Source organism: Lichenicoccus sp. (assembly GCF_965277665.1).
Classification (GTDB): domain Bacteria; phylum Pseudomonadota; class Alphaproteobacteria; order Acetobacterales; family Acetobacteraceae; genus Lichenicoccus.
The window spans coordinates 3029616-3054605 of record NZ_OZ255835.1; the positions used below are offsets into that span (position 1 = coordinate 3029616).

The window sequence follows — 24990 nt, forward strand, 5'->3', positions numbered from 1 at the left end:
AAGCCATGACACAAGCTTTCATGCCTCTTTCGCCCGCGGCCATCGCCCTCAATCGTTTCGGCCTCGGCGGGCGCGCGGATGAGGATCCACCGGTCGACGCGCGACGCTGGCTCCTCGGCCAGCTCGACAGGTTCGACGTGCGACCGGCGGCCTACGCGGCACTCGCCGATGCCGGAGCCATCGTACAGCGCTACCGCGTGCAGCAACGCGACATGCGGCAGGCGGCGCTTGCAAAAGCCCCAGTGCTTGCAAAGGCGCCAGTGCTTGCAAGAGCCGAGGACGAGAGCGCCGATCTGAAGGCAAGCCGCCAGGCGTTCGTCCGCGATACCCATGCGCTCTACCGGGACGCCGTCCAGGCCCGTGCGCAGAGCGCGCTCGTCACGCCGGCGCCGTTCGTCGAACGGATGGTGCATTTCTGGTCCAACCATTTCTGCGTCTCGGTCGATAATCCGCAGATCGCCGCCTATGCCGGCGCGTTCGAGCGCGACGCCATCCGGCCGCACGTGCTGGGCCGGTTTGCCGACATGCTGCTGGCGGCCGAGCAGCATCCGGCGATGCTGATCTACCTCAACCAGATCACCTCGATCGGCCCGGACAGCCTCGCCGCGCAACGTGCAGAGCAACGCGAGTCGGGGCGCCGGCTCGGCCTCAATGAAAATCTCGGGCGCGAGATCATGGAGCTGCACACGCTGGGCGTGCGCTCGGGCTACAGCCAGACGGACGTCACCGAGTTCGCGCGCGCGCTGACCGGCTGGACCGTCGATGGGCTCGGACGCGGCCACGGGGCGGAAGGTGATCCCGATCGTTTCGCCTTCCGCCCGATGCGGCACGAAGCCGGCGCGCGCAGGATCATGGGCCGGACCTATGACCAGGCCGGGGAGGATCAGGCAAGCGCGGCGCTGATCGATTTCGCCCGCTCGCCACACAGCGCGACCCATATCGCCACCAAGCTCGCACGCCATTTCGCCGGCGACACGCCGCCGCCGCGGCTGGTCGCACGCCTGGCCGCGACCTTCTCCGGCACCGGCGGCGACCTGCCCCGCGTGTACCGGACGCTGATCCGCTCTCCCGAACCCTGGGCGTCGCAGCCACTGAAGTTCAAGACGCCCTGGGAATGGACGATCTCGGCCCTGCGTGGGCTCGACCAGACCGAGCCCGGCACGATGCCGCTCGCCGGGGTGCAGTCGGAGCTGGGCCAGCCGGTCTGGAAGCCGGGATCCCCGGCCGGCTGGGACGACACCGCCGCGAGCTGGGCGGCGCCTGATGCGCTGCTGCGCCGGGTGGAGTTCGCATCGCGGCTCGCGGACCCGTTCGGCGACCGGATCGATGCCCGCGCGATCGGTGCGCGGATCATCCCCGGTTCGCTCTCTGCTGCCACCGCCGAGCAGGTCGGGCGCTCCGAAAGCCCGGCCAGCGCGCTCGCGCTGCTGCTCGTCTCGCCCGACTTCCTCAGGAGATAGGCCGATGCTTGTCCGCCGCCGGTTCCTGTCGTTCGCCGCCCTGGGTGCCGGAGCGTTCTGGGTCGGCCCGCATTTGGCACTTGCCAATGTCGCCAGCGAGCGACGCTTCGTCTTCGTCATCCAGCGCGGCGCGGCCGACGGGCTCGACATCGTGCGGCCGTACGGGGACCCCGCCTACGCCGCGTTGCGTGGCCGTCTGGCCGGGGGCGCCGATGCGATCAAGCTCGACGGCCTGTTCGCGCTGCATCCTGCGCTGGTCGAGCTTGGTCGGATGTATGCGCAGCGACAGGCGCTGTTCGTCCATGCCGTCGCGTCGCCGTACCGCGACCGGTCGCACTTCGACGGCCAGAACGTCCTCGAGACAGGCGGCCTGCATCCCTACGAGGTCAAGGATGGCTGGCTGAACCGGCTGGTGGCCCTGTTGCCGCAGACCCGGGATGAGGCGATCGCGATCGCCGCCACGGTGCCGATGGCGCTGCGTGGGCGGGCGCCGGTCACGTCGTACGCGCCCTCCGGCCTGCCGCAGGCGTCCGATGACCTGATGACGCGGGTCGCCACGCTCTACGATGCCGACCCGCAACTGCATCCGCTGTGGGCAGCCGCGATGGACGCCACCACGCTGGCGGGTCATGGCGCGACGAAGCAGGATCCGGCCAGCCTCGGCCGGCTGTCCGCCAGCTTCCTCGCGCAGGACAACGGTCCGCGCATCGCAATGATCGAGACCGGCGGCTGGGACACCCACACCGCGCAGGCGCCGCGCCTTGCCGCGCAACTCAAGGCGCTCGACACCATGCTGGCCGCGCTGCGAGACGGACTCGGGCCGGTATGGCTGCAGACGACGGTGCTGGTCGCCACCGAATTCGGCCGCACCGCGGCGGTGAACGGAACCGGCGGCACCGATCACGGCACCGGCACGGTCGCGATGCTGGCGGGTGGCGCCGTGCGCGGCGGCCGGGTGGTCACGGACTGGCCGGGTCTGGCCGCAAACCAGCTGTACGAGGATCGTGACCTGCGACCGACCGCAAGCCTCGACGCACTAATCGCCGGCGTGGCGGGGGAAAGCCTCGGCCTCGATCCGGAGCATGTCGCACGGGCGCTGTTCCCGGCCGCACCGCCGGTCCGGCCGATCACCGGCCTGGTGCGGGCCTGACGAGGCCGGTTAGAGCATTATCGGTTCACACTGGTTCACAGATAGAGCTTTAGCTCGTTGTTTTGGCGAGCATCTTAATCCGATCATGCTAGCAGGTTGCGGAGAAGCTCGCCAACGATGCATCCATCACGAAACGAAAGCAGGCCAGAGGCTTCGCCCCTGGACCCCATCAAAGGCAAGCCTTTGAAATCCTTTCTTTGAAAAAAGCGGGTCTGGGGCCTCAGGCCCCAGCGGGTCAAGGGCGGAGCCCTTGCTTGGGTTTTCTGCAGCCTGCTAAGCCTCAGCCGTCGCCGTCGCCTTCCCCGGACCGCACGATATCGTCCTCGCCGAGATACGGGCCGGACTGCACCTCGATCAAGGTCAGCGGGATACGCCCGGGATTCTCCAGCCGGTGCTCGCAGCCGAGCGGCAGGTAGATGCTCTCGTTCTCGCGCACCAGGGTCTCCTCGCCCTCGCGCGTCACCAGTGCGACACCCGCCACCACGATCCAGTGCTCGGCGCGGTGATAGTGCTTCTGCATCGCGATCTGCGCGCCCGGCGAGATCAACACGCGCTTGACCTGGAAACGATCCCCTTCGGTCAGGCTCTCCTTGAAGCCCCACGGACGATACACGCGATTATGCGCCACCGCCTCGTGCCGCCCGTGCGATCGCAGCCGCTCGACGATCTTCTTCACGTCCTGCGCGCGGTCGCGATGCGTGACCATCACCGCATCCTCGGTCACCACCACGATCGCATCCTGCATGCCGGTCACCGCGGTGACGATGCCGTCGCTGCGCACGTAGCAGTTCCTCGTATGCTCCAGGAACACGTCGCCGATGGCGACATTGCCGGTTTCGTCCTTGGGGCTGATCTCCCACAACGCATCCCAGCTACCGACGTCGGACCAGCCGAGATCGGCGGGCACCACGGCGGCGCGGGTGGTGTGCTCGGCCACCGCGTAGTCGATGCTGATGTCGGGCGCCTGCCGGAACGTTGCCGGATCGAGCCGGATGAAATGCAGGTCGCTGGTCCGCGCCTCCACCGCCTTGCGCGCGGCCGCCAGCACCGCCGGCGCATAGAGCTGCATCTCCTCCAGCAGCGTCTCCGCGGTGAACACGAACATGCCGGAATTCCAGAGATGCCGGCCGGTCTGGAACAGTTCGGCGGCTCGCGCGGCATCGGGCTTCTCGACAAACGCGGTCAGTTCGCGAACGCCGGGCAGCCCGGGCAGCGGCGCGCCCGCCTCGATATAGCCGTAGCCGGTCTCGGGTCGCACCGGCTTCATGCCGAACGTCACCAGCCGCCCGCTGATGGCGGCGGCGACCGCGGCCGACACCGCCTCGGCGAGCGCCGCCGGCTTGGTGATCGCCGCATCCGCGGCCATCATCCACAGCACCGCCTGCGGGTTCTCCTCGGCCACCAGCAGCGCCGCCGCCGCCAGCGCCGGCGCCGAGTTGCGGCCGACCGGCTCGAGCACGATGCGCGCCCCCTCGATCCCGGCCTCGCGCATCTGCTCGGCGATCAGGAAGCGATGCTCCTGGTTGCAGACGATGATCGGAGGCGCGAACCCCCGGCCGACGCCGCGCAGGGCGGTCTCCTGCAGCATCGAGCGCTCGGAGATCAGCGGCCAGAGCTGCTTGGGGAAGCTGGCGCGCGAGACCGGCCAGAGCCGGCTGCCCGAGCCTCCCGACAGGATGACCGGAACGACGGTGACGCTGTCGACGGGGCTTGTCGCAAGCTGAAGCACACTGTCCATGACGTAACGACCCTCGGCCATGCCTTTGCGGCCCGATCATAGCGGCGCACAGGCGCCGCTTCCACTGTCCGGCCCCGGAGCATGATCCGGTCGATCAGGCGCCGCTTGTCGTTTGACGGGGCAGGCCGAGGCATTGGCCGAGGACCCAGCCTTCCCATCCTTGCACCCAGGCATCGCCGGGAATTTGGTCGCAGCGCTGGCCGCCCAGGACCGAGAGCACGCACAGCAGGCCTGCCACGCTGTCGAAACGATCCTCCCCGGCGGCGTCGCTGCCGAAGCCCGCCAGCGCCATGTCGCGAAGGCGGTCATCCGCCAGCGCGCCGAAGCGGCCCAGCGACGCCAGCAGGGCAGGCCCGAGGGCAGCGCGATCGGCTTGCCGCCGCTTGCTGCCGCGCACGGCCGGGGCGTGCCCGCTGCGCGCGATCCGCAAGCCGAGCTGGTCGAGCGCCTCGGCCGGATAGGTCTCGGCCAGCGTCACCAGGCCCGGCTGGTCCGCCGCATCCGCGGCACAGGCGGCCAGCGTGCCGTCGAACGGCCACAGCCGGAGCCGATGGGGCTCCGCCGCGAGGGCCGGCAGCAGCAGGTCGCGCCAGGCGGCAATCGCGGCCTTGCCCGACTGGTTGGCGCCGAGGGTCCAGAACACCGGCGCGCCTGCCGGGCGGGTCGCTGTGGCGCGGTCGCAGTGGCGCAGCAACGCGCCGGCGCCGGCGAGCCCGAGAGCTGCCGCATGCGCAGCCCGGCTCATGCCGCGCACCGCGCTCCGCGGATAGAACGGCCGCTTCGCACTGACCTCGTGCAAGGCGGCGCAGACATCGAGGAACTCAGGCGGGGAAGGCGACCCGACGAGGCCGTTGCCGGCGGCCAGCATGCCGAGGAAATCGCGAAAACTGCTGCCGACGCCTGGATGCCGCGCGATGAACGCCCTCGGCAGGCCGAGCGGGCAATCGATCCCGAAAGCGATCGCGCCACCCGAGGGCAGCGCCGCGTCCGCCGCCAGCCGGCGCAACCGCGCGAGCAGCGTATCGACCGGGCCGACCGGCTCGGGTTCTGTCACGATCCACCCGCCGCAGCACCTGCGTGCGATCGTCATCCAGCGTTTCGACGCCTGCACGCTCCAGTCGGCATGCAGCGCCACCGCGTAGGCGAGGTGCGGGTCGGTGTTCAGATCGGCTTGTGTGCCCGGTCCAGCAGTCGCCTGAACAGGCCGGACTTGACCGGCTGCTTGGCCTGCAGCGCCTTTCGCTCGGCCTCCTGCTCGGCCCGGACACGCTTCTGCTTGTCAGCCATCCAGCGATCCAGGCTGACGCCCGCCTTGGCGGCGCGGCGCGCCTCGTAGGCGAGCTTCGCGGCACTGGTCGCGGCCGCCCCGATGGCACTGCTCGTCGGCGGCACCGCAGCCGTCGCAGCCCGGGTCGGCGCCTGCTCCTTGCTCGATTTCCTGAACATCGTACCGCTCCCCGTCGACGGCAGCGCCCGTCGGCACCGCGCTGTTCTTGGGGGCTGTTCTGGGCGAAGGAGGCCTCGCCTGCAAGATCCCCGGGCCGCCGTCAGCAGGCCTGCACGGCGCTCCCGTCCTCACCCGTGCCGGCGGGTCGGAGCCTTCCAGCGGCAAAGCATGCCCGGCCGGGAGAAATACATCGCACTGCGTACCGGCGCGTAATAGCGCCGCTGCGCGAAGTGCGGCACGCTATGACCGGGACTCGCCGAGGCCGGCGACGTCGCGCAATGCAGCAACCGCTCATGGGCCAGTGCCGGCCGGGCCGCCGGTCCCGCCAGCGCGGCCGTGCCGAGTGCGAGCACGCAGGTCGCCATCCGGATCGTCCCGCGCATCGAACCTGCTCCAGCTTGCCTCGTGGTGCCTGATGGGCCTCGTCCTGGGGAGCTTATCTCACCGCGCTGAACAAAACAAGAACAAGCATCGATTCTCGGGATGGCGTGAGAGGCGCCCCCTGCTTGGGGTCGAGGGGGCTTGGGGTCCAGCAGCCTTGCGTCCAGCAGGCTTGGATCCGGCGCGCTCAGATCCTGCGGCCGGTCGGCCGCTTGTTGACGCGTTCACGCAGTTCCTTTCCGGCCTTGAAGAACGGCACCACCTTCTCGCCGACCGCGACCGCCTCGCCGGTGCGCGGATTGCGCCCGGTCCGGGCGTCGCGCTGCTTGATGGTGAAGGCCCCGAAACCACGCAGCTCGACCCGGGCGCCGCGCGCCAGGGCCGCCGTGATTTCGTCGAACACTGTGGACACGATGAGCTCGATGTCGCGGCTGAGCAGGTGCGGATTGGCCGAAGCGAGCTCCGCGATCAACTCCGACTTGGTCATCCTGTCCCCCCGAACAGGCTGTCAAGGCTGCCAGAGCGCCACCGGCCCGTCAAGCACAAGTCCTTGCGCTGCAAAGGTTTTTGCCGCCGGGCTCGAAACAAGAACATCCAGCGCGGACAACAACAACCCGCCCGCCGAGGCGCGCATCTGGCGGCGCCACCAGGGCGCCTTGTCCTGCGGCTCCAGCGGCCGCACCGGCAGGTCGCCGGCAAGATGGCGGTTCGCCGCCAGCCAGTCGCGCGCATCCTGCTCGGTGCCGATCTGGTCGATCAGCCCGAGGCCGATCGCCTGGTGGCCGGTATAGGGCCGGCCGTCCGCCAGTGCCCGCACGCGCGCCGCATCCATGTGCCGCCCGCTCGCCACCATGCCGACGAACTGGTCATACAGATCCATCACCACGCCCTGCAGCATCACCCGGCCCTCCGGCGACAACGGCTTGACCACGCTGGGCTGCCCCTTCAGCGGACCCGACACCAGCTCGTCGACGCCCAAACCCACCTTGTCGAGCAGGCCGGAGACGTCGGGGGACTGCAGCAGCACGCCGATCGAGCCGGTGAGGGTCGCGTTCGAGGCAAAGATGCGGGCCGAGGGCACTGCGATCATGTAGCCGGCCGAGGCTGCGGTGCCGCCCATCACCGTCACCACGGGCTTGCCTGCGGCGAACCGGGCAATGGCGTCATGCAGATTCTCGCCGCCGGCCACCGAGCCGCCTGGACTGTCGATCGACAGGATCAGGCCCTTGACGCTCGCATCCTTGCGCGCCGAGTCGATCATGGCGACGCGGTCGGCGTCGTCGGTGATGATCCCGTCCACCTTCAGCCGCGCCAGGTGCGCACCCGCCGCATGATGCAGCCGCAAGCCGCCGACACCGAGCACCGCCAGCACGAAGGCCAGCACCGCCACCACGCGCCAGAAGGCAAGCCCGCGCTTCAGGCGCAGCCGGTCCGCGACCAGATCCGATTCAAGGCTCATCAGGCCGTCCCGACATTGCTACAGGAGGAAGCAGGGGCAAAAGGGTAATCAGGGCAACAGGATGCGCAGGCTACGGCAAAATCGTTCGGCAGCAAATTGATCCATAGCGTCCTGCCGCGGAAATTCGTCTGCGATTTCCGGAGATGAGCAGGCCGTTGTCAGTGGATGGGCGGGGTCGACAGGTTGATCGGGTAGGACGACATGACCGGGCATTTGCAGCACAGCCTCCTCCTCCAGAAGCGGGCCGTTCTGCGCGAGCCGGTTCCGGGTGCCGCGCCGCGCCGCGCCGCCCTAGCCGGGCTCGAGCGGCTGCTGCGCGGCAATGCCGGGCGCCTGCAGCGCGCGGTCATGGCCGACTTCGGCAACCGCGCGCACCCCGAGACGGTGCTGGCCGAGATCCTGCCGCTGCTGGACGCCATCGTCTATGCGCGCGCGCGGGTCGCAGGCTGGATGCGGCCACAACGGGTGCCGGTGGGACTGCGGTTCCAGCCCGGGCAGGCCTGGGTGGAGATGCGTCCGGTCGGCTGTGTCGGGATCGTCTCGCCGTGGAACTACCCGTTCCTGCTGTCGCTGCAGCCGGTGATCGACGCGCTGGCCGCCGGCTGCCGCGTCATGCTCAAACCGTCCGAGCTGAGCCCTGCCTGCGCCGATCTGCTGGCGACGCTGCTCGCCGAGGTCTTCGATCCCGAGGATGTCGCCGTCATGCAAGGGGACGCAGCGATGGCGCGCGCCTTCTGCGCCCTCGAATTCGACCACCTGCTGTTCACCGGCTCGACCGGCGTGGGCCGCGAGGTGATGCAGTCCGCGGCACGCAACCTCGTGCCGGTCACTCTGGAACTCGGCGGCAAGTCGCCCGCGATCCTGTGCCCGGATCGGGTCGCCACCGACGCGGCCCGCCGCCGGACCGCCCACAGCCTGGCCGTCGGCAAGTTCTTCAATGCCGGCCAGACCTGCCTGGCGCCGGACTATGTGCTGGCGCCGCGCGCCCATCTCGCCGCCACCGCCGAGGCCCTGGCCGAAGCCGCCAGGCGCCTGTACCCGAGCATCCTCGACAACCCGGACTACACCGGACTGATCAGCAACCGCCACCAGGATCGCCTGCTCGGCCTGGTCGCGGATGCCGCGCAGCGGGGCCTGGCAATACTGCGACACCCGGACGATCGCGCTGACCGGCAGGGGCTGCTGCGTGCCCAGCGCCGGCTGCCGCCGACCGTCGTCATGTTTCCCGACCTCGCCGCCACTGCCACGGAGACGGCCATGATGCAGGAGGAGATCTTCGGGCCGGTGCTGCCGGTGCTGCCCTACGACAGTGTCGAGCAGGCGGCGGCGTTCGTGAACGCACGCCCGGTGCCGCTTGCGCTATACTGCTACACGGACGATCGCGCGCAACAACGCCACGTGCTCGACACCACGCGGTCCGGCGGCGTCACCCTGAACGGCACGCTGCTGCACTGCGCGCAACCGGGGCTGCCGTTCGGCGGCCTCGGCCACAGTGGCACCGGCGCCTATCACGGCCATGCCGGATTCCTGCGCTTCTCGCACCGGCGGGCAATCTACCGGCCAGGCCGGTTCAGCGGCTTCACCTGGATGACGCCGCCGCATGGCGCGATGACACGGCGAGCGCTCACGCTGATGCTGGGCCGCAAGCCGCAAGCCTGAAGCCTCGTTTCAGCGAAACGCTGATCGCGACTTCAGAGAGTGTCACACGGCGGCCGCACCGAAGGCGGCAACGGCGTTGCGACACAGCAGCAACCAGGTCGCAGGATCGAAATCGTTTGCGTTGCTCAGCGAGATCGTGCGCAGGGTGCCGTGCAGCAGCCGGTCGGAGACCCATTCGACGTCACCCGGCCGGTGCTCGTCGTCCTCCGGCGTGACCCAGAGCAGCTTGTTCACCGTGCCGAACTGGTTCAGGGCGGCGTGCAGGGCCAGGACTTCATGCGGATCCCGAGTCACGGCGCGCTTGTAGACGAAGATCTTCTCGCCATCCTCGAGATCCTCGCGCAGCTTGCGCGTCAGGTAGCGCGTCTTGACCTCGTTGTCGCGCAGCACGCTGTCGGCATCGCTGTCATGCTGGTAGCGGAAGGTGTGGTAGGCGACGCCGTAGATGCGGTCCTGTATCCAGTATTCGCCGCCGACGATGATGGTGCCCAGCGAGCCGGGCTCGCCGAGGTTGCCGAACCCCTCGTCGAGCAGCCGGATCAGCCGGTACGCATCGCCCAGCCCGGCAAACCGCAGCAGCCCGACCGGCTCGGCGGCGAAATGTCGTTGCACCAGCCCGAACTCGCAATTGTCGCCGATATTCTCGAACAGCATCATCAGTTCGGCATCGGTATGTTGCCTGGCGCCCAGCGTCGTGCCGAGCGACAGGTCGAGACCGGCAAGGTCGAAGCCGTCCGCATGATGGAATTCGAGCGCGAGCGGCCCCTGGGGGCCCTGGCCGGGCGGCAGCCAGAACGCAAATCGCGCCCCGTCCCGCTGCCAGCGTGCATCCAGGGCGGCGACGCCGATGCATCGGCCGTTGGCAACGATGCGTATCCGGTCGGGCGGCCGCTCGGCCGTAACGGCGTGCGGCACCTGCACCGGCATCAGGGTGACGCTCAGCAGATGGCGGGATGCAGCGGGCACCACGGCCAGCCCGGCCATACAGGGCGATGCAATCGCCCGCGCCACGGTGCCGGAATCGCGCGACCAGCCGGGGCCGAAGGTGAATGTGCCGCTCTGCCCTGCGCTTGCGTGGCCGGCCGGATAGCGCGCATACGAAAGCAGCCCCTGGGGAGCGCCGAACATCATCGAACCTGGCGCGCCGGACGGCGGCAATGCGGCCCGCCTCGGCGCCACGCCCAGGATCTCCCGACGCAGGCGCGCTTCGATGAACTGCAGCCCGTCGGCGATCAGGCCTTCTGGCTCGTCAAGGCCGCGCTGGCGCACCGAGCGCTGCAGCGCCGCGCGGTCGGCCGGTGCGAGGTCGGACAGCCGGTCGCCCAGCCGCCGGCCGTCCGGCGACACGATCCAGGTCGCCTGGCTACCATCCAGCCGCTCGAAGGCCAGCAGGTCGACGCCGGCGAGCCCGGTATAGGCGAGCACCGGCTTCCATTCGCCGCCGAAACCCGCGACCGGCGTGCCGTCGCGATGCTGCAGGAGGACGGCCGGCCGCTCGCCGCGGCGCAGATACCACAGATGGTCGCACCTGAAGACCGGATCGAGCAGCAGATGCCTGTACGAGACCAACCGGGAACCCCGCCCGCGATCCGCCGCGCCCGAGGATCGCCTGTGCGGGAGTAGTTAGCAGGTCCGGACGGCGATCTACCAGCGCAGCCAGAGCAGCCTGTCATTGTCGTAGATGAAACCGATCGGTGTCGCCGGCGCGATCGTCGTGGCGCCCCCCGCGACCGTGGAACCACCGGGCAGCGTCAGACTCAACGTGGTCACCGTACATTCGGAGCCGATCTCGTAGCGCTGCTTGGGCAGCGGCAGCGCCGGCATGACCACGGTCAGCGAAGCAATGGTGCCGCTGCAGACCAGGATCATGCCGGTCGAGCCGTTGACGGCGGTCTGCGTGCTGCCGCTGGTGGCAGCCATCGGTGTCACCGAGCTGTCGACGAGGCCGCCTTTCGGCGTGACGGTGAACAGCGCCCGGGTGGTCGGCGTCAGACCGTTCGGGTTGATCCCCTGCATGATCGCGGTGCTGTACGTCCCCTGGTAGATGGTGCCGACCGAGTGGCTGCCGTGGTCGTTGCCGAAGGTGGTCGCGGACGAGATCGACAGCACGTCGTCATTGATCGAGGAGACGCTCTCCACCCCCTCCAGCCAGCCCGCGCCGCTGACGCCGGCACCGATGAACAGCCCGGCGCTCATGTGCTGGTTGCCGTTATTGCCGAGCCAGACGCCGAACCCGCCCACGCTGGCCGAGAAGTTGGCGACATCGATCTCGATGCCGTGGATCGAACCGTTGGACCCCGCCTCGGCCTCGACGATGAAGTTGCCACCCCAGGCCTGGCCGCCGGAGCCGGGTCCCTGGTGCGCGGTCAGATCGACCGACGACGCGATGCCGGTGAATTGCTGGGCGCCGGTATTGGTCGAAAAGGTCACCGTGGAGCCGGGCGGCAGGTCGGCAAGCGTCGGCGCGGACAGGCTCAGGACCGTGCCGCTGGCACCGACCACGTAGGCGGTGATGGTCTCGCCGGCCGGCAGCGCGCCCGCGACCGAGGCCGCGAGCGAGCTCAGCGTCTTGACCGAGCCGATTGCCGAAATTGTGCTGATATTGGCGGTGGCGGCCTGATTGGCGATGGTGATCGCGCTGCTGCCGGGTCCCGCATCGGCGGACACGTTCAGCGGCGGACTGGCATAGTCGATGATCCCGCCCTTCAGCCCGAAGATCGCGGCGGCTCCGCCGACGAAGGCAATGCTCGGCGTGTATTGCATGCAGACCCCGGACGGGCTGGTGAGCTGGCCGGTCTGTGGCGCCTGGCACGGGACCGAGCCCTGGGTCATGAACGCACCCGCCGCGTCGTTCACCAGCAGCGAGGTGGTGATGTTGCTGAACGCGCCGCCGCCGCTCTTCGAGAACACCGGCTGCGCCAGGACGCCGGCGCCAGGCGCCGCGTACAACAGGGCTGCCGCCAGTACAGCCGAAAGCGGACGTGGCATCCACATCAATTTCAGTCTCCGGATTGTTCATGTGCAGGCGGGTGGTCAAGGCGCCCGGCATGATGCCAAGGCCGCCATGCGAAAAGGCACCGGCAGGCTCTTCGCCCACCAGTGCTCCGCATAATTGTTTTAGTATCGCATCAACCTAGCACGCGCCGGACCCGCCGGTAAAGGCTTGGCCTCGCTTAGGCTGAGACCTTTCGAGAATGCGCTAGGACGAGTCAGAGGCGCCAGCTTGGCGCCGCCCGGCGTGGGTTTCGAGAACCGGAGCGGAGCGGCCTACTGGCCGTGAGCACCGGAAGCGGAGAAACCCGCGTCGGATGACCGCCCTAGTAGCATTATCGAGCGGTCTCTCAGGCGGACCGCTTACGCCGTCCGCGCGGCCGCGGTGCGTCCTCGGCGGGAGTTTCCGTCGCGGGCTCGATCGCCTCGCGCCCGGGCGGCGCGTTCTTGCGTCCCAGCCCGATCTCGCGCGCCAAGGTCGAGCGGCGTTCCGCGTAGTTCGGAGCCACCATCGGGTAGTCGGGCGGCAGCGACCAGCGTTCCCGGTAGCGCTCCGGGGTCAGGCCATAGGCGGATTGCAGATGGCGCTTGAGCATCTTCAGCTTTTTGCCGTCCTCGAGGCAGATGATGTAGTCCGGGAATACCGACCGCTTGACCGGAACGGCGGGTTGCGGCTTCTCGGGCTCCACCAGCGGCTGCCCGGCGCTGGCCAGCGCCTGATAGACCTGGCGGATCAGAGGTGTCAGCCCCTCCGCGCCGACCGTGTTGTTGGACACGTGCGCAGACACGATCTGGGCCGTGAGCGCCAGGATCGGCTGAGCTTCATCCTCGATGGTCATCTTGACTCCAAAGTCCCGGCTCGATGCTAGAGCCTGTTTGCAAACCCCTGCTGCTGGCGATCCCCCGCTTTCAAGGCTGGGCGCCTCTCCTGCGCTCCGTTGCTCACGGCCAGACGGCCGCTCCGCTCCGGTGCTCGGAAAGTCGCGCCGGCCGCGGTCCTACGGACCGCTCTCATCCAGCATCAGGCGTCTTCAAACAGGTTCTTAGAAGCTGGTTACAGCACGACCTGAGCAATATTGACAAGAACGCGGGACGAAGAGTCGGCGATTGCGAGGACGTTATTCATACAGAAGTGTCGCCGAACCATCACATCTGCCACTATCACATCCGCTTCCGGGCCAGCTTTCGCCGTGCCGACCGGTGCATCCGCCGCCGCAGCGTCCGCACGATCAGGCCCGCGGCGAACAGCGCCACCGTCACCAACAGCGCGAACAGCAGCGCCCCGGCCAGGAACCAGCTGCCGACGACCACCGGCGACTGCCCGACCGGACGCAGGCTCGCCGGACCGTAGCGCATGGCGGCCGCCTCCAGGACCAGTCCCGCCGCCAGCGGAACCGGCCAGCGCCGCTCGACCAGGGGGCGCCACGCCCGCGGCCGCGGCGCCCCGCAATTCGGGCATCGTGACGCACTTGCATTGTACTGGACGTGGCAGGAGGGGCAGATCACGTGCGGCATACCAGGCGGCCACTCTCTAGGGTTTCAGCCGGCACCTTACCACACGCGCACACCCAGGCGGCCGGACGCCGCACGGCGGCCGATGCAGATGCGCCGCTCGCCGTGATAGAGCACCCTCACCCGACATTTGGCACCCCGAAGCGGTTCCAATTGATCGCATGCTGCCCTAAGCCGCCATCATGCCGATCCACCCCGAGACCGCCAATTTCGCAGGATTGTCCGGCGCCTTCCTGCTGGCGTTCCCGGCGCTGTTCTCGATCGTGAACCCGCTCGGCGCCGCCCTCGTCTTCGCCGAGGTGACGACCGGTCGCAGCAGCGCCGAACGGGCGATGCTGGCCCGCAGGGTCGGCTGGTACGGCTTTCTGATCCTGTTCATCTCGCTCTGGGGCGGCAGCGCGCTGCTGCATTTCTTCGGGATCACCATCGGTGCGCTGCGGATCGCCGGCGGCCTCGTGGTCGCGGTGCGGGCGTGGGGGCTGCTGCAGACGCCCGAAGCCTACGAGGCCCTCAAGGAACGACAGGCCAGCCAGGACGGCCGCACCGCCGCCACCGAGGATGTCGCCGAGACCGCCTTCTTCCCGCTGACCATGCCGTTCACGGTGGGACCGGGCAGCATCTCGGTAGCGATCGCGCTGAGCGCCGAGCGCCCGCAGGGCGGCGGTCTCGGCGCGCTCGCCTCCTTCGGCCTCGGCATCACCCTGGCCGCGGCGCTGGTCTGTGTCATAGTCTGGGTCGCCTATTCCGGCGCCCAGCGGGTCGTCCGGCTGCTCGGGCACTCCGGCGCCCGCATCGTCACCCGCCTGGCCGCCCTCATCCTGCTGAGCATCGGCGTCCAGATCATCGCCTCCGGCGTGCAGGATATCCTGGGGCCGGTCCTCGCGGCCGCCCTGCAGCCGCCGGGCTAAGAGCCTGTTTGCAAACGCCTGCTGCTGGCGATCCCCCTCTTTTCAAGGACGGGCGTCTTTCCTGCGCTCCACTGCTCACGGCCCCCACTTTTCAAGCATGGGCGGCCGCTGCGCTGCGGTGCTCGGAAAGTCACGCCGGCCGCGGCCCGAGCATGATGCATGCATCATGCTCTCCTTGAGAGTGAGGCAGAGCAGCTAGGGCTGCTCTGCGAGCCGCTCTCATCCAGCATCAGGCGTTTTCAAACAGGCTCTAACGCCGGCTAACGATAATTTCCCGCCTGCCGCGCTTTCGGGGCCGGGCCAGCCCCGCAACGTTAATAAGACGTTCTGGAACAGTATCGAGTTGTCTTTTTGTTAGCGTGACGGCATCTACAACTCACCGGACGCTGCGCCTCCAACGACAGACGTTGTGGCGAAATAACGTCACCCGGCATTTCGAACCGACTTCCCAGCCAAGGTTTCGGCAGCACATCATGCAGAACTTCTTCCGCCGCCCCCGCAAACATTTCAACGGCCTCGCCTGGACCGTCCTGATCGGCTTCAAGACCGTTGCCGGGCCGTTCCGGTTCGGCACTGATGCGGACTACGCCATTGGCAAGCTGCGGAGCGGCCGCCTTTTTTTGGCCGATCTCGCCACGTCGCAGACGAGCGGCCTGGCGGCGTGACCATGAGCGGCATCTTCGGCGGTCATGATCCTGTCGCCATCACAGCGCTCGCGATGGCAGTGCCGATCTTCCTGTTCGGACTGGCCCTCGGCATCCGCACCAGGCTCGACAAGCCGAGCCGCGACGACTCTCTCTGGTAGACCGGCTCGCACCTGAAAAACCCTGCGAGCCGTCGCTCTTAGAAATTCACGAGCTGGATCAGAAAGATCGACCATCATGGGCGTTCCGATCAAAACCCTCGACATCGTCGAAAGCAGCCTGCTCCCGGTGCAGAGCGGCAAGATCCTCAAGCCATATCCCGCCTTCTCGGTGTTCCACGAGCCCTGGTGGCTCGACGCGGTCACCGACGGCAACTGGCATCAGGCCGAGGTTCGGCAAGGGGGCACCGTGGTCGGCACGATGCCCTACATCATCGACCAGCGCTTCGGCTGTGACATCTCGATGATGCCCCTGATGACGCGCACGCTCGGGCCGGTCATCAAGCCGGGTTCCGGCAAGCCGGCCTCCGAGTTCCGCCGCCGTACCGAGATCGTCGAGCAGTTGATCAGCCAGTTGCCGAAGGCGTCGGTGTTCGAGCAACGGTTCGACCCGGCCATCTCCGACGTCCTCAAATTCCAGGAGGCGGGCTTTGCCTGCTCGGTCGAATACACCTTCCGTACCCAGCCGGGCCAGAGCGCTGCGGACATGTGGTCCTCGATGCTGGACAAGACCCGCAACCTGATCCGCAGCGCGACCAAGGAGGGCTTGACGGCGTGCCGCATCGACGATGCAGACACGTTCTGCGACTTCTACGAGAGCATGCTGCAGGACCGTGGCCGCCAGAACCTCTACACGACGAAAGCCATGCAGCGGGCGTGCCGCGAAGCGCTGCGGCGCGATACCGGCACCGCTCTGGGCGCCTACGATGCCGCCGGGGTCCTGCAGGCGGCGATCTTCCTGGTGTGGGACAAATCCACCTCCTACTACCTCCTGACCACCCGCCAGCCCAAGGCGCATAGCGGCGCCGTCAGCCTGCTGCTCTGGCAGGGTATGCAGGACGCCGCCGCGGCGGGACGCGTCTTCGACTTCGACGGCGTCGCAACGCCGGGGATCGCGAAGTTCCTCAGCGGCTTCGGCGGCACGCTGCAGTCGCGCATGACGGTGAGCCGGACCGCCATGACGTTCCGGGTCCGCCGCTTCCTGACCGAACGGGCGCATGTCCCGGCACTCGTCTGGCAAGGCGCACGCAAGCGGTCCAGATCGGCGGAGCCCGTGGCCGCATGACGCGGCCATCCCCAAGAAGACGCCTCACGCCCGGTGGATCGGGTCGACCCACAGGACGGATGTGGGCTGCTCGACCGGCTCGATATCAAGGTTGACCACCACCGCCTTGCTATCGCTGCGTACCAGCACGCATTCCAGCGTCTCGTCGGTCAGCGCATTGATCTCCTGGTGCGGCACGTAGGGCGGCACGAAGATGAAGTCGCCGGGCCCGGCCTCCGCGGTGTATTCCAGCGCCGCGCCCCAGCGCATCCGCGCACGGCCGCGTAGCACATAGATCACGCTTTCCAGCGCCCCATGATGATGCGCGCCGGTCCTGGCATCCGGATGGATGCTCACCGTGCCTGCCCAGATCTTCTGCGCCCCGACCCGCGCCAGGTTGATCGCGGCCGCCCGGTCCATTCCCGGCGTCTGCGCGGTATTCGCATCGAGCTGGTCGGCGCGTATCACCCGGACACCGTTATGCTTCCAGTCGGGCGCATCCGCCTGACCCGTCAACCCCGGGCCCGGCTACGCCGGCACCCGCGGGCTGTGTTCCCGGGCGTATTTGGCATCGAGCGCCTTGATCGCCTCGACATTGCCGGCCGACTTGCTCTCCGGGTCGAACTGCCTGGCGAGGAACGTATCGACGATCGACTTCGCCAGTTCCGGCCCGATCACCCGCGCGCCCATGGTGATGATGTGCGCGTCGTTGCTGAGCGCCGCCCGCTCGGCGGAATAGGTGTCATGCGTGAGGGCCGCCCGGATGCCGGGGATCTTGTTCGCCGAGATCGAGACGCCGATGCCGGTGCCGCAGGCGAGGATGCCGCGGTCGAAGCCGCCATCGAGGATGCGCTGCGCCACCCGGTCCGTCATCTCGGCGTAGTATTCCTGTTCGTCCTGCGCCTCCGGCTGCGACAGATCCACCACCTCATGCACGCCCTGCTGCGTGAGATGGGCCTTGATCACCTGGATCAGGGGTTCGCCGGCGCTGTCGCCGCCCAATACGATACGCATCCTGGTTCTCCTATTAGGCCCGCAATCCGTGCGCCACTGCGAGCCCGGTCTGTTCATCGAATATATGGATAGCGTCCCTGGGGATCCGCAAGACCGCCTGGCTGCCGACGCGGGCCTCCACATGCCGGTCGGCGACCGCGATCAGGAAGCAGCCGCCGATCCCGATGCCGGCATGGCTGTGGTCACCGAGCCAGTGGTTGGACAGCACCTCGCCGCGGACGATGGCGCTTCCTGCGGCATTGCCGGAGCCGTCACCGGCGCCGTCCGCTTCGCTGAGATGCACCCGATGCGGCCTGATGCCAATGCCCAGCTGCCGCCGCCCGGCGAATTCGCCCGGCTGGCACGGGATGCGGAACGCCGGCTCGTGGCACTCGTCCAGCACCACCAGCTCGCCGTCGCCGACCGCGGCCGTGTACAGGTTCATCGGCGGCTCGCCGATGAAGGAGGCCACGAACAGGTTGGCCGGCCGCTCGCGCAAGTCGTCCGGCGTGCCGAACTGCTGCAGCACGCCCTTGTCCATCACCGCGACCCGGTCCGATAGCGCGATCGCCTCGGTCTGGTCGTGCGTCACGATCACCGTGGTCATCCGGTGCAGCGTCATGTGGTCCTTGATGCGGGCGCGCAGCAGGGCACGAAGCTGCGGCTCGAGCTGCGACATCGGCTCGTCCAGCAGGTAGGCGGAAGCATTGCGCACAAGTGCGCGGGCCAGGCTGACGCGCTGCTGCTGCCCGCCGGACAGGTTGGGCGGGAACTTCTCCAGCATCGGCCCGAGTTCGAGCATGTCGGAGACCGCGTTCACCCGGCGGTCGATCTCGGCCTTCGGGGTCCGGCCGCGCAGCAGCGAGAACGCGATGTTGTCGCGCACCTTGAGCGGCGGATACAGCGCATAGCCCTCGAAGGCCATCGCGACATTGCGCTCGGAGGGCTTCAGCCGGTTGATCACCGTCTCGCCGAGCCTGATGGTGCCGCTGGTGACACTCTCGAAACCCGCCACCATGCGCAGGGTCGAGGTCTTGCCGCAGCCGGACGAGCCGAGCAGGGCGATGATCTCGCCGTCCCTGATCGCCATCGACACATCGTCGACGGAGCGCTCGCCGGAGCCCGGATAGACCTTGGAGAGCTCGCTGAGCGTCAGGGTGCTCATCTGGCAGACTCCAGCAACCGGGCTCCCGAACCCGGCTCAAAGAAATGCGCCCGGTCGACGTCCAGGCTGGCCCACGCGCGACGCCGGCCCCGCTGCTGGGCGCCGTCAGCTTGCTCGATCTGCTCCGCCTGCGGCCGGCTTGCAAAGATCTCGGTGCCGTCATCGGCGCGCAGCAGCATGACCTGGCGATCGTTCAGCGGCGTCACCGCGTCGATCTCCACGGGAAGCGCGCCGGGAACCGCCTCCAGGCTCACCGCGACATCCTCCGGCCTTATGCCGAGCACGCAACCCGACGCTGCCGAGTTGGAGAACCGCATCGGCAGCGCCACGCTGTTCGAGGCCACGCGCAAGGCGTCGCCGCCGTCGCGTCGCGCGTCGAGCAGGTTGATCGGCGGATCCCCGAACAGTCGGGCGATTCGGCTGTTCGCGGGGCGGTTGTAGATCGTCTCGGGTGAGCCGATCTGGGTGAAGCCGCCGTCGCCCAGCACCGCGATGCGGTCGCCGAGCGCCATCGCCTCCTTGTAGTCCTGCGTCACGTAGATCACCGTGGTATCGCGTTCGCGCAGCAGACGCGGCAGCTCCAGCCGCATCTCGTAGCGCACCTTGGCATCCACATTGCGCAGCGGATCGTCCAGCAGCAGCACCGAGGGTTCGCCGACCAGCGCACGCGCCAGCGCGGTGCGCTGCTTCTGGCCGTTCGACAGCGCCTTCGGCAGATGGCTGATCACATGGTCGATGCGCAGCAGGCGGGCAGCGGCATGCACCCGGCTGTCGAGCTCCGCGCGGGCCATGCCACGCGAGCGCAGCGGGCTCGCGATGTTCTCGTAGGCGGTCATGTGCGGATAGAGTGCGAAGTTCTGGAACGCCATGCCGATATCGCGCTGGTCGGGCGCATCACGGGTGATGTCGGCACCATTCAGCACCACGCGCCCGCGATCCGGCAGCACCATGCCGGCGATCAGCCGCAGCAGCACGGTCTTGCCGGCGCCGGACGGCCCGAACACCACCAGGAACTCGCCGCGCTCGACCTCGAACGACAGGTCGCGGATGACCTCGTTCCTGCGATAGGCCTTCGACATCGTCTCGATCGAGAGGTAGGCCATCTTGTCCCTCACCCCTTGATCGCGCCGAGGGACAGGCCTTCGACGAGGTAGCGTTGCGTGAAGATCGCGAGCACCAGGGTCGGGATCACCGACAGCACCAGAGCGGCCGCGATCTGGCCGTACTCGATGCCCGACGCGGTGATGAAGGCAAGTGCCCCCACCGTCACCGGCTGCACCGCGGACGAGCCCAGGATCAGCGCGAAGATGAAGTTGTTCCAGGCGAAGATGAACGAGAGCAGCCCGGCGGCAGCGATCCCCGGGCGCGCCAGCGGGATCGAGATCTTGAAGAAGGTCGCCAGCCAGCCATGCCCATCGAGCCGGTAGGCCAACTCGATATCCTCCGACACGTCCTCGAAATAGCCGCGCACGATCCACAGCACCAGCGGCAGCGTGATGAGCTGGTACACCCAGACCAGGCCGAAATAGGTGTCGTACAGGTGCAGGCTCTGGAAGTAGCCGAGCAGCGGCAGCAGCACCAGCAGCGGCGGCGCGAAGCGGAACGACAGCAGCGTGAACGCCATGTCCTCGCCGCCGCGGAACTTGTAGCGCGCGAACGCATAGGCCGCCGGCACGCCCAGGATCAGCGACACCACCACCGAGCAGACCGACAGGATCACGCTGTTCAGCAGGTTGTGCATGTAGTCGATCTGCACATCGCCGGAGTTGGTCGAAAGATGCCCGGAGATCAGCGCCACATAGTTGCGCAGCGTGGGGGCGAAGAACGGCGACGGCGGCGAGCGCAGGATGTCGACGTTCGTCATGAACGACATCAGCACCACCCACAGCAGCGGGAACAGGAAGAACACCCCCACCATCACCATCAGCACGATGCGGACGGTGCGAAGGGCCTGGGCGCGGAAGCTCTGCGACGACATCGCGCTTCTCCTACGCCAGGCCGTGCGCGCGTTCGCGCAGGCGGGTCCAGTTCTTCATGAACACGGTGGTGAGCGCATAGGTGATCGCCCACAGCACCATCAGGATCGCCGACGAGCGTCCGACATCGGTAAAGGTGAAGGCCTGCAGGTACGCCTGCACCTGGAACACCAGCAGCGTGTCGCCGGGGCCGCCCTGGGTCATCGCATAGATGATGTCGAACTGCTGGATGCTGTCGAGCATGCGGAACAGGCTCGCCGTCAGCAGGTAGGGCAGCAGCATCGGCAGCAGGATACGGAAGAACACGAAGCTTGCGGGCACGCCATCGAGTTCGGCCGCCTCGAACGGCTGCCGGGGCAGCCCGCGCAATCCGGCGAGCAGCAGGATCGCGATGAACGGCGTATAGACCCAGACATCGACCAGCACCACCGTGAACAGCGCGCTGTTCGGCGAGGCCCCCCAGCGGAAGTCATGGAAGCCGAGCAGCGAGACCAGGTAGGACAGCACGCCGAAATTGGAATTGGTCATCAGCTTCCACATCAGCGCCGCGATCGCGGGTGCTACCATCAGCGGCAGGATGAGAAGGATGGACAGCAGGTTGGTCAGCCACGACCGCCGCCACAGCAGCAGCGCGATGCCTAAGCCCAGCAGCAGTTCCACACCGACGGTCAGCACGGTGTAGGCCAGCGAAACATACACCGTGTGCCAGAAGCTGGAACTGCCGAACAGGCTGACGAAGTTGCCGAACCAGATGAAGCGGCGCCCCATCGGGAAGGCAAGGTTGTAGCGCTGCAGCGAGTACAGCACCGCGGTGACGAACGGCACCAGGATCCCGATGCACACCAGCAGCGCCGGCAGGCTCAGCAGATAGGGCAGCACGCGCACGGAAACCCAAGACCCGCGCCTGACGCGCCGCTCGATCGGCGGGTAGGTGACGGCGTCCATGCGCGTGCCCCTTCAGGCGATCAATCTGTGATGCCGGCGTTCGACAACTGGGACTTGATATCCGCCGCAAGCTGGTCGAGGCCGTCCTCGACCGACACCTGGTTCGAGTACATCTTCTGCAGCGCCGCCGCCCAGTTGGTGGTCACGTTGAAGAACAGCGGCTGCGGGGTGAAATAGATCTTGGCACCCGGCGACGACGCCGCGAACTGGTCCAGATACCCCGGGTAGCCCTGCATGCGCGTCTTGAAGTCCTGGTTGTCCCAGACGACCTGGCGCGTCGGGTCGATCAGGTCCGCCTTGGTGGCGCCGAGCATGAGCTGCTGCGTGCTGGTGGCCCACTGCATCAGCTTCCACGCCGCCGCCTGCTGGCGGGAGAAGTTGCTCATCGCCAGCGACCAGATCCAGACATTCGGCGTCGGCCGGCTGGCCTCCGGGTCGGGCGTGAAGGCGTGGTAGACGATATTGCCCGCCTCCTTGGTGCCCTTCTCCTGGAAGAAGGCTGCACTGTCGGCGTCATATACCATCGCCGAGGTGCCGCCGCCAAGATCGTTGGCGACCTCGTACCAGGTATAGGTGGTCCAGTTCTTCGGGCCACCCTTCTGCAGCATCTCGATCCAGAGCTTGGTGAAGGCCTTCGCCTGCTTGCTGTTCATCGCCGGCACCAGCTTGCCGCTGCTGGTGTCGAAGTCCCGGGCCCCGTAGTTGCTGAACGCGGACAGGTAGCCGGCATGGATCGTTGCCCACGAGCGGCTGCCACGCGCGCCGATGCCGTACACGCCGGGGACGTCCTTGGAGATCTTGGCGGCCATCTCGATCAAATGCGGCAGGTCCTTCGGCGGCTCCATGTGCGCCGCGTCGAGGATGCGCTTGTTGTAGGCGATCGAGTTCAGCTCCCACGCCCAGGGGAGTGCCCACTGCTTGGCATTCGCCGTGCCGAGCGCCTCGCCCGGCACGCCGCTCCAGGCGGTGGAGGCACGCAGGTTCGGCAGGATGCCGTCCCAGTCATAGTCGGGCGAGGTTTCCGCCGGATCGTTGATGAATTTCTTGAGGTCGACCAGCCAGCCGGCCGGGCCGTACTGCCAGGTCTGGTAGGCGCCCGACATGAACACGTCGTAGGTCGTCGACTTGCTCGACAGCGCCGCGGTCACCTTGTCGAAATAGACATCCTCGGGAAACACGTCGTAGGTGACGTCGATGCCGGTCAGCGTCTTGAAGCCGTCGATATGCTTCAGCAGCGCGTCCGTGTAGGGATGCTTGTTCATCAGCAGCTTGATCGACTTGCCTTTCTGCGCCATCCAGTCATAGGACGTGGCCGCCAGGGCGCTCGACTGCATGCGGTTGAGCAGCGTCGTCGCCGCCGCGGCGCCGATGCCGTACTGGCCCATGCGGGCCAGCATCTCGCGTCGGCCCATGCGCCCGGCAGCAAAGGCTTTCAGCGTGTCGTTGATCTTGTCGGCCATGCAGGGGTCTCCTCCGGTTTTTCTTGTTATGGCACCAGGATGATCTTGATCGAGCCTTCGCCCTTTTTCATCAGGTCGAAGCCGTGCCTGAACTCGGCGAGCGGCAGCGTGTGCGTCACCACGCCCTCGGTCGGCAGGCGGCCGTCGCCGATGGCGGCGATCGTCAGCGGGTAGCAGTACGGTCCGAGATGCGCGCCGTACAGGTCGAGCTGCTTGCGGTCGCTGATGATCGACCAGTCCGCCGTCACCTCGTGGCCGAACACCGAGAACTCGACGAAGCGGCCGAGCTTGCGGATCATGTTCAGGCCTTGCGTCACACTGGATTCGTGCCCGGTGGCCTCGATATAGACATCGCACCCGTAGCCGTCGGTCAGCGACTTGACCGCGCCCACCACGTCCATCTCGAACGGGTTCATCACGATGTCGGCGCCGAACTTCTTCGCCAGGTCGAGCCGGTCCTGCTTGCCGTCCAGCACGATCAGCTTGGATGGGTTCTTCAGCCGTGCAGCACCGACCATGCCCAGGCCGAGCGGCCCGGCGCCGGACAGCACCACCACGTCGTCGAGCTGGATCAGGCCGCGATTGACCGCATGCACCGAGCAGGCATACGGCTCGGCCAGCACCGCCTTTTCCAGCGGGATGCTGTCCGGCACCTTGTGCGTGCGGCTCTCCTTGGGGAACCGCATGTATTTGGCCATGCCGCCATTGACGTTGTTCTGGAAGCCATAGACGTCGTGCCGCTCGCACATCCAGTATTCGCCGCGGCCGCAATAGCGGCAGTGCTCGCACGGCACGATCTGCTCGGAGATCAACCGGTCGCCGACCTTGTGCAGGCCGCGCCGCGCGACGTTCTCGCCGATTTCGACGGCGCGCCCGACGAACTCGTGCCCGGGGATCATCGGCGCCTTGACGTAGCGCGCCTGGCCCTTGTTGTCGCCCCAGAACGACGGCGCACCCTGGAAGGTCTTGATGTCGCTGGCACAGATGCCGCAGGCCTCGACCTCGATGATGATGTCGTCCGGCCCGGCGCGCGGCACGTCGACCTCCTCGAGCCGGTAGTCGCCGGGCGCATAGGCGACGACCGCCTGCATGCGCTTGGGCAGCTCGGCGCCCGCCGGCCTCGTGGTCTCGATCACGGTATCCATCATGGCGTCCTCTCGCGGGATCGAAAGAAGTTGGTCAGGCAGGCTCGAGGCGCTGCAGCAGCCCGTCGGCCAGCGCCTGCAGGATCAGGTTGCACGAGCAGGCGCCGGCATCGAGCGTGCCGCGCGACCGCTCGCCCAGCCGCGCCGCGCGGCCGAGCCTGGCCACCATGTCGCGCGTGCCCTCCAGGCCGGCGGCACTGGCGGTCTGCAGCGCCTGCAGGCTGGCCGCGAAATCCCGGCCGTCCTTGGCGGCCGCGATGAACGCGTCGCGCGCCGGCACCAGCACATCGATCAGCGTCTTGTCGCCGACCTTCGCCTCGCCGAGATCGACGATCGCCGCCTCGCCGGCCGACAGCATGGCCGCGAACCGGTCGCGGTCCAGCGTGCTCGTGCCGTCCAGCGCCTCGGCCATCTCGGTGAAGAACGAGCCGTATAGCGGGCCCATCGAGCCGCCGATGTCGCCCAGCAAGGTGTCGCCGATGGTGGCAAAGCCCTCGCGCAGGTCGAATGATTTGCTCTCCAGTCGCTCGATGACGAGCCGGAACCCCTTGGCCATGTTGATGCCGTGATCGCCGTCGCCGGTGGCGCCGTCGATCTCGGACAGCAGCGCCTGGTTCTCGATGATGATGGCGGCGATCCCGGTGGCGATCGGTGCGGCGTCGGCGAGTGTCACGGTCTGTTGCATCGTGGTGCT

At 67.8% G+C, this 24990-nt stretch carries 25 protein-coding genes and 1 pseudogene; 7 read left to right on the plus strand and 19 right to left on the minus strand.

Annotated elements, in window-relative coordinates; genetic code table 11:
* Nucleotides 1-20 precede the first annotated feature (20 nt).
* Nucleotides 21-1460 carry a DUF1800 domain-containing protein gene (locus tag ACQY4O_RS14120; RefSeq protein WP_428376989.1) on the plus strand — a complete coding sequence of 480 codons (1440 nt, stop codon included), beginning with the start codon at nucleotides 21-23 and terminating at the stop codon, nucleotides 1458-1460.
* A 4-nt stretch (nucleotides 1461-1464) separates the two neighbouring features.
* Nucleotides 1465-2610, plus strand: coding sequence for a DUF1501 domain-containing protein (locus ACQY4O_RS14125; RefSeq protein ID WP_428376990.1), 1146 nt, complete (start codon nucleotides 1465-1467; stop codon nucleotides 2608-2610).
* 280 nt (nucleotides 2611-2890) lie between these two features.
* Here ACQY4O_RS14125 and ACQY4O_RS14130 read toward each other — a convergent pair whose 3' ends face one another.
* The 6 genes and pseudogenes from ACQY4O_RS14130 to sppA all read right to left on the minus strand — a co-directional run bounded on the left by ACQY4O_RS14130 (nucleotide 2891) and on the right by sppA (nucleotide 7635).
* On the minus strand, nucleotides 2891-4348 hold the full coding sequence (locus tag ACQY4O_RS14130; RefSeq protein WP_428376991.1) for a mannose-1-phosphate guanylyltransferase/mannose-6-phosphate isomerase: 1458 nt from the start codon (nucleotides 4346-4348) through the stop codon (nucleotides 2891-2893).
* Nucleotides 4349-4442: 94 nt separating this feature from the next.
* Nucleotides 4443-5483: a hypothetical protein gene (locus tag ACQY4O_RS14135; RefSeq protein WP_428376992.1), complete on the minus strand. Its 1041-nt coding sequence runs from the start codon at nucleotides 5481-5483 to the stop codon at nucleotides 4443-4445.
* Nucleotides 5484-5509: 26 nt separating this feature from the next.
* On the minus strand, nucleotides 5510-5794 hold the full coding sequence (locus ACQY4O_RS14140; RefSeq protein ID WP_428376993.1) for a hypothetical protein: 285 nt from the start codon (nucleotides 5792-5794) through the stop codon (nucleotides 5510-5512).
* Nucleotides 5795-5923: 129 nt separating this feature from the next.
* On the minus strand, nucleotides 5924-6178 hold the full coding sequence (locus ACQY4O_RS14145; RefSeq protein ID WP_428376994.1) for a hypothetical protein: 255 nt from the start codon (nucleotides 6176-6178) through the stop codon (nucleotides 5924-5926).
* A 185-nt stretch (nucleotides 6179-6363) separates the two neighbouring features.
* A pseudogene (locus ACQY4O_RS14150) lies at nucleotides 6364-6675 on the minus strand (integration host factor subunit beta); the annotation flags it as partial.
* 9 nt (nucleotides 6676-6684) lie between these two features.
* The gene (gene sppA, locus ACQY4O_RS14155; RefSeq protein WP_428376995.1) at nucleotides 6685-7635 is read right to left on the minus strand and encodes a signal peptide peptidase SppA; all 951 of its coding nucleotides are present in this window, start codon (nucleotides 7633-7635) and stop codon (nucleotides 6685-6687) included.
* Between the two features lie 201 nt (nucleotides 7636-7836).
* Between sppA and ACQY4O_RS14160 the strand changes: the two genes are divergently transcribed.
* The gene (locus tag ACQY4O_RS14160; RefSeq protein WP_428376996.1) at nucleotides 7837-9294 is read left to right on the plus strand and encodes an aldehyde dehydrogenase family protein; all 1458 of its coding nucleotides are present in this window, start codon (nucleotides 7837-7839) and stop codon (nucleotides 9292-9294) included.
* A 42-nt stretch (nucleotides 9295-9336) separates the two neighbouring features.
* Here ACQY4O_RS14160 and ACQY4O_RS14165 read toward each other — a convergent pair whose 3' ends face one another.
* The 4 genes from ACQY4O_RS14165 to ACQY4O_RS14180 form a co-directional block, all read right to left on the minus strand.
* Nucleotides 9337-10863: a hypothetical protein gene (locus ACQY4O_RS14165; protein WP_428376997.1), complete on the minus strand. Its 1527-nt coding sequence runs from the start codon at nucleotides 10861-10863 to the stop codon at nucleotides 9337-9339.
* A gap of 75 nt (nucleotides 10864-10938) precedes the next feature.
* Entirely contained in the window at nucleotides 10939-12282 is a 1344-nt protein-coding gene (locus tag ACQY4O_RS14170) for a hypothetical protein (RefSeq protein WP_428376998.1), read from the minus strand.
* A gap of 353 nt (nucleotides 12283-12635) precedes the next feature.
* Nucleotides 12636-13124, minus strand: a complete 489-nt coding sequence (locus ACQY4O_RS14175) for a MucR family transcriptional regulator (RefSeq protein WP_428376999.1) — start codon at nucleotides 13122-13124, stop codon at nucleotides 12636-12638.
* A 322-nt stretch (nucleotides 13125-13446) separates the two neighbouring features.
* Entirely contained in the window at nucleotides 13447-13800 is a 354-nt protein-coding gene (locus ACQY4O_RS14180) for a hypothetical protein (RefSeq protein WP_428377000.1), read from the minus strand.
* 179 nt (nucleotides 13801-13979) lie between these two features.
* Between ACQY4O_RS14180 and ACQY4O_RS14185 the strand changes: the two genes are divergently transcribed.
* The 4 genes from ACQY4O_RS14185 to ACQY4O_RS14200 all read left to right on the plus strand — a co-directional run bounded on the left by ACQY4O_RS14185 (nucleotide 13980) and on the right by ACQY4O_RS14200 (nucleotide 16633).
* Nucleotides 13980-14705, plus strand: a complete 726-nt coding sequence (locus ACQY4O_RS14185; protein ID WP_428377001.1) for a MarC family protein — start codon at nucleotides 13980-13982, stop codon at nucleotides 14703-14705.
* A 473-nt stretch (nucleotides 14706-15178) separates the two neighbouring features.
* Nucleotides 15179-15370 carry a hypothetical protein gene (locus ACQY4O_RS14190; protein WP_428377002.1) on the plus strand — a complete coding sequence of 64 codons (192 nt, stop codon included), beginning with the start codon at nucleotides 15179-15181 and terminating at the stop codon, nucleotides 15368-15370.
* A gap of 2 nt (nucleotides 15371-15372) precedes the next feature.
* Nucleotides 15373-15510: a hypothetical protein gene (locus ACQY4O_RS14195; protein WP_428377003.1), complete on the plus strand. Its 138-nt coding sequence runs from the start codon at nucleotides 15373-15375 to the stop codon at nucleotides 15508-15510.
* Nucleotides 15511-15586: 76 nt separating this feature from the next.
* Nucleotides 15587-16633: a GNAT family N-acetyltransferase gene (locus ACQY4O_RS14200; protein WP_428377004.1), complete on the plus strand. Its 1047-nt coding sequence runs from the start codon at nucleotides 15587-15589 to the stop codon at nucleotides 16631-16633.
* Nucleotides 16634-16657: 24 nt separating this feature from the next.
* On the opposite strand, the gene ACQY4O_RS14205 is transcribed toward ACQY4O_RS14200, so the two are convergent.
* Genes ACQY4O_RS14205 through dhaL form a run of 9 tightly spaced genes read right to left on the minus strand, consistent with a single transcriptional unit; the run spans nucleotide 16658 to nucleotide 24981 of the window.
* The gene (locus ACQY4O_RS14205; protein WP_428377005.1) at nucleotides 16658-17128 is read right to left on the minus strand and encodes a cupin domain-containing protein; all 471 of its coding nucleotides are present in this window, start codon (nucleotides 17126-17128) and stop codon (nucleotides 16658-16660) included.
* A 12-nt stretch (nucleotides 17129-17140) separates the two neighbouring features.
* Nucleotides 17141-17626, minus strand: a complete 486-nt coding sequence (locus ACQY4O_RS14210; RefSeq protein WP_428377006.1) for an RpiB/LacA/LacB family sugar-phosphate isomerase — start codon at nucleotides 17624-17626, stop codon at nucleotides 17141-17143.
* Between the two features lie 13 nt (nucleotides 17627-17639).
* Nucleotides 17640-18770 carry an ABC transporter ATP-binding protein gene (locus ACQY4O_RS14215; RefSeq protein WP_428377007.1) on the minus strand — a complete coding sequence of 377 codons (1131 nt, stop codon included), beginning with the start codon at nucleotides 18768-18770 and terminating at the stop codon, nucleotides 17640-17642.
* Complete coding sequence (locus ACQY4O_RS14220) at nucleotides 18767-19873, minus strand: ABC transporter ATP-binding protein (RefSeq protein ID WP_428377008.1); 1107 nt, start codon at nucleotides 19871-19873, stop codon at nucleotides 18767-18769. The genes ACQY4O_RS14215 and ACQY4O_RS14220 overlap by 4 nt, the downstream gene beginning before the upstream one ends.
* Nucleotides 19874-19881: 8 nt before the next feature.
* Entirely contained in the window at nucleotides 19882-20748 is an 867-nt protein-coding gene (locus tag ACQY4O_RS14225; protein WP_428377009.1) for a carbohydrate ABC transporter permease, read from the minus strand.
* 10 nt (nucleotides 20749-20758) lie between these two features.
* Complete coding sequence (locus tag ACQY4O_RS14230; RefSeq protein ID WP_428377010.1) at nucleotides 20759-21691, minus strand: carbohydrate ABC transporter permease; 933 nt, start codon at nucleotides 21689-21691, stop codon at nucleotides 20759-20761.
* 20 nt (nucleotides 21692-21711) lie between these two features.
* Nucleotides 21712-23151 carry an extracellular solute-binding protein gene (locus tag ACQY4O_RS14235; protein ID WP_428377011.1) on the minus strand — a complete coding sequence of 480 codons (1440 nt, stop codon included), beginning with the start codon at nucleotides 23149-23151 and terminating at the stop codon, nucleotides 21712-21714.
* A 26-nt stretch (nucleotides 23152-23177) separates the two neighbouring features.
* Nucleotides 23178-24299, minus strand: a complete 1122-nt coding sequence (locus tag ACQY4O_RS14240) for an alcohol dehydrogenase catalytic domain-containing protein (RefSeq protein WP_428376529.1) — start codon at nucleotides 24297-24299, stop codon at nucleotides 23178-23180.
* A gap of 31 nt (nucleotides 24300-24330) precedes the next feature.
* Nucleotides 24331-24981: a dihydroxyacetone kinase subunit DhaL gene (gene dhaL / locus ACQY4O_RS14245; RefSeq protein WP_428376530.1), complete on the minus strand. Its 651-nt coding sequence runs from the start codon at nucleotides 24979-24981 to the stop codon at nucleotides 24331-24333.
* Nucleotides 24982-24990: the final 9 nt, after the last annotated feature.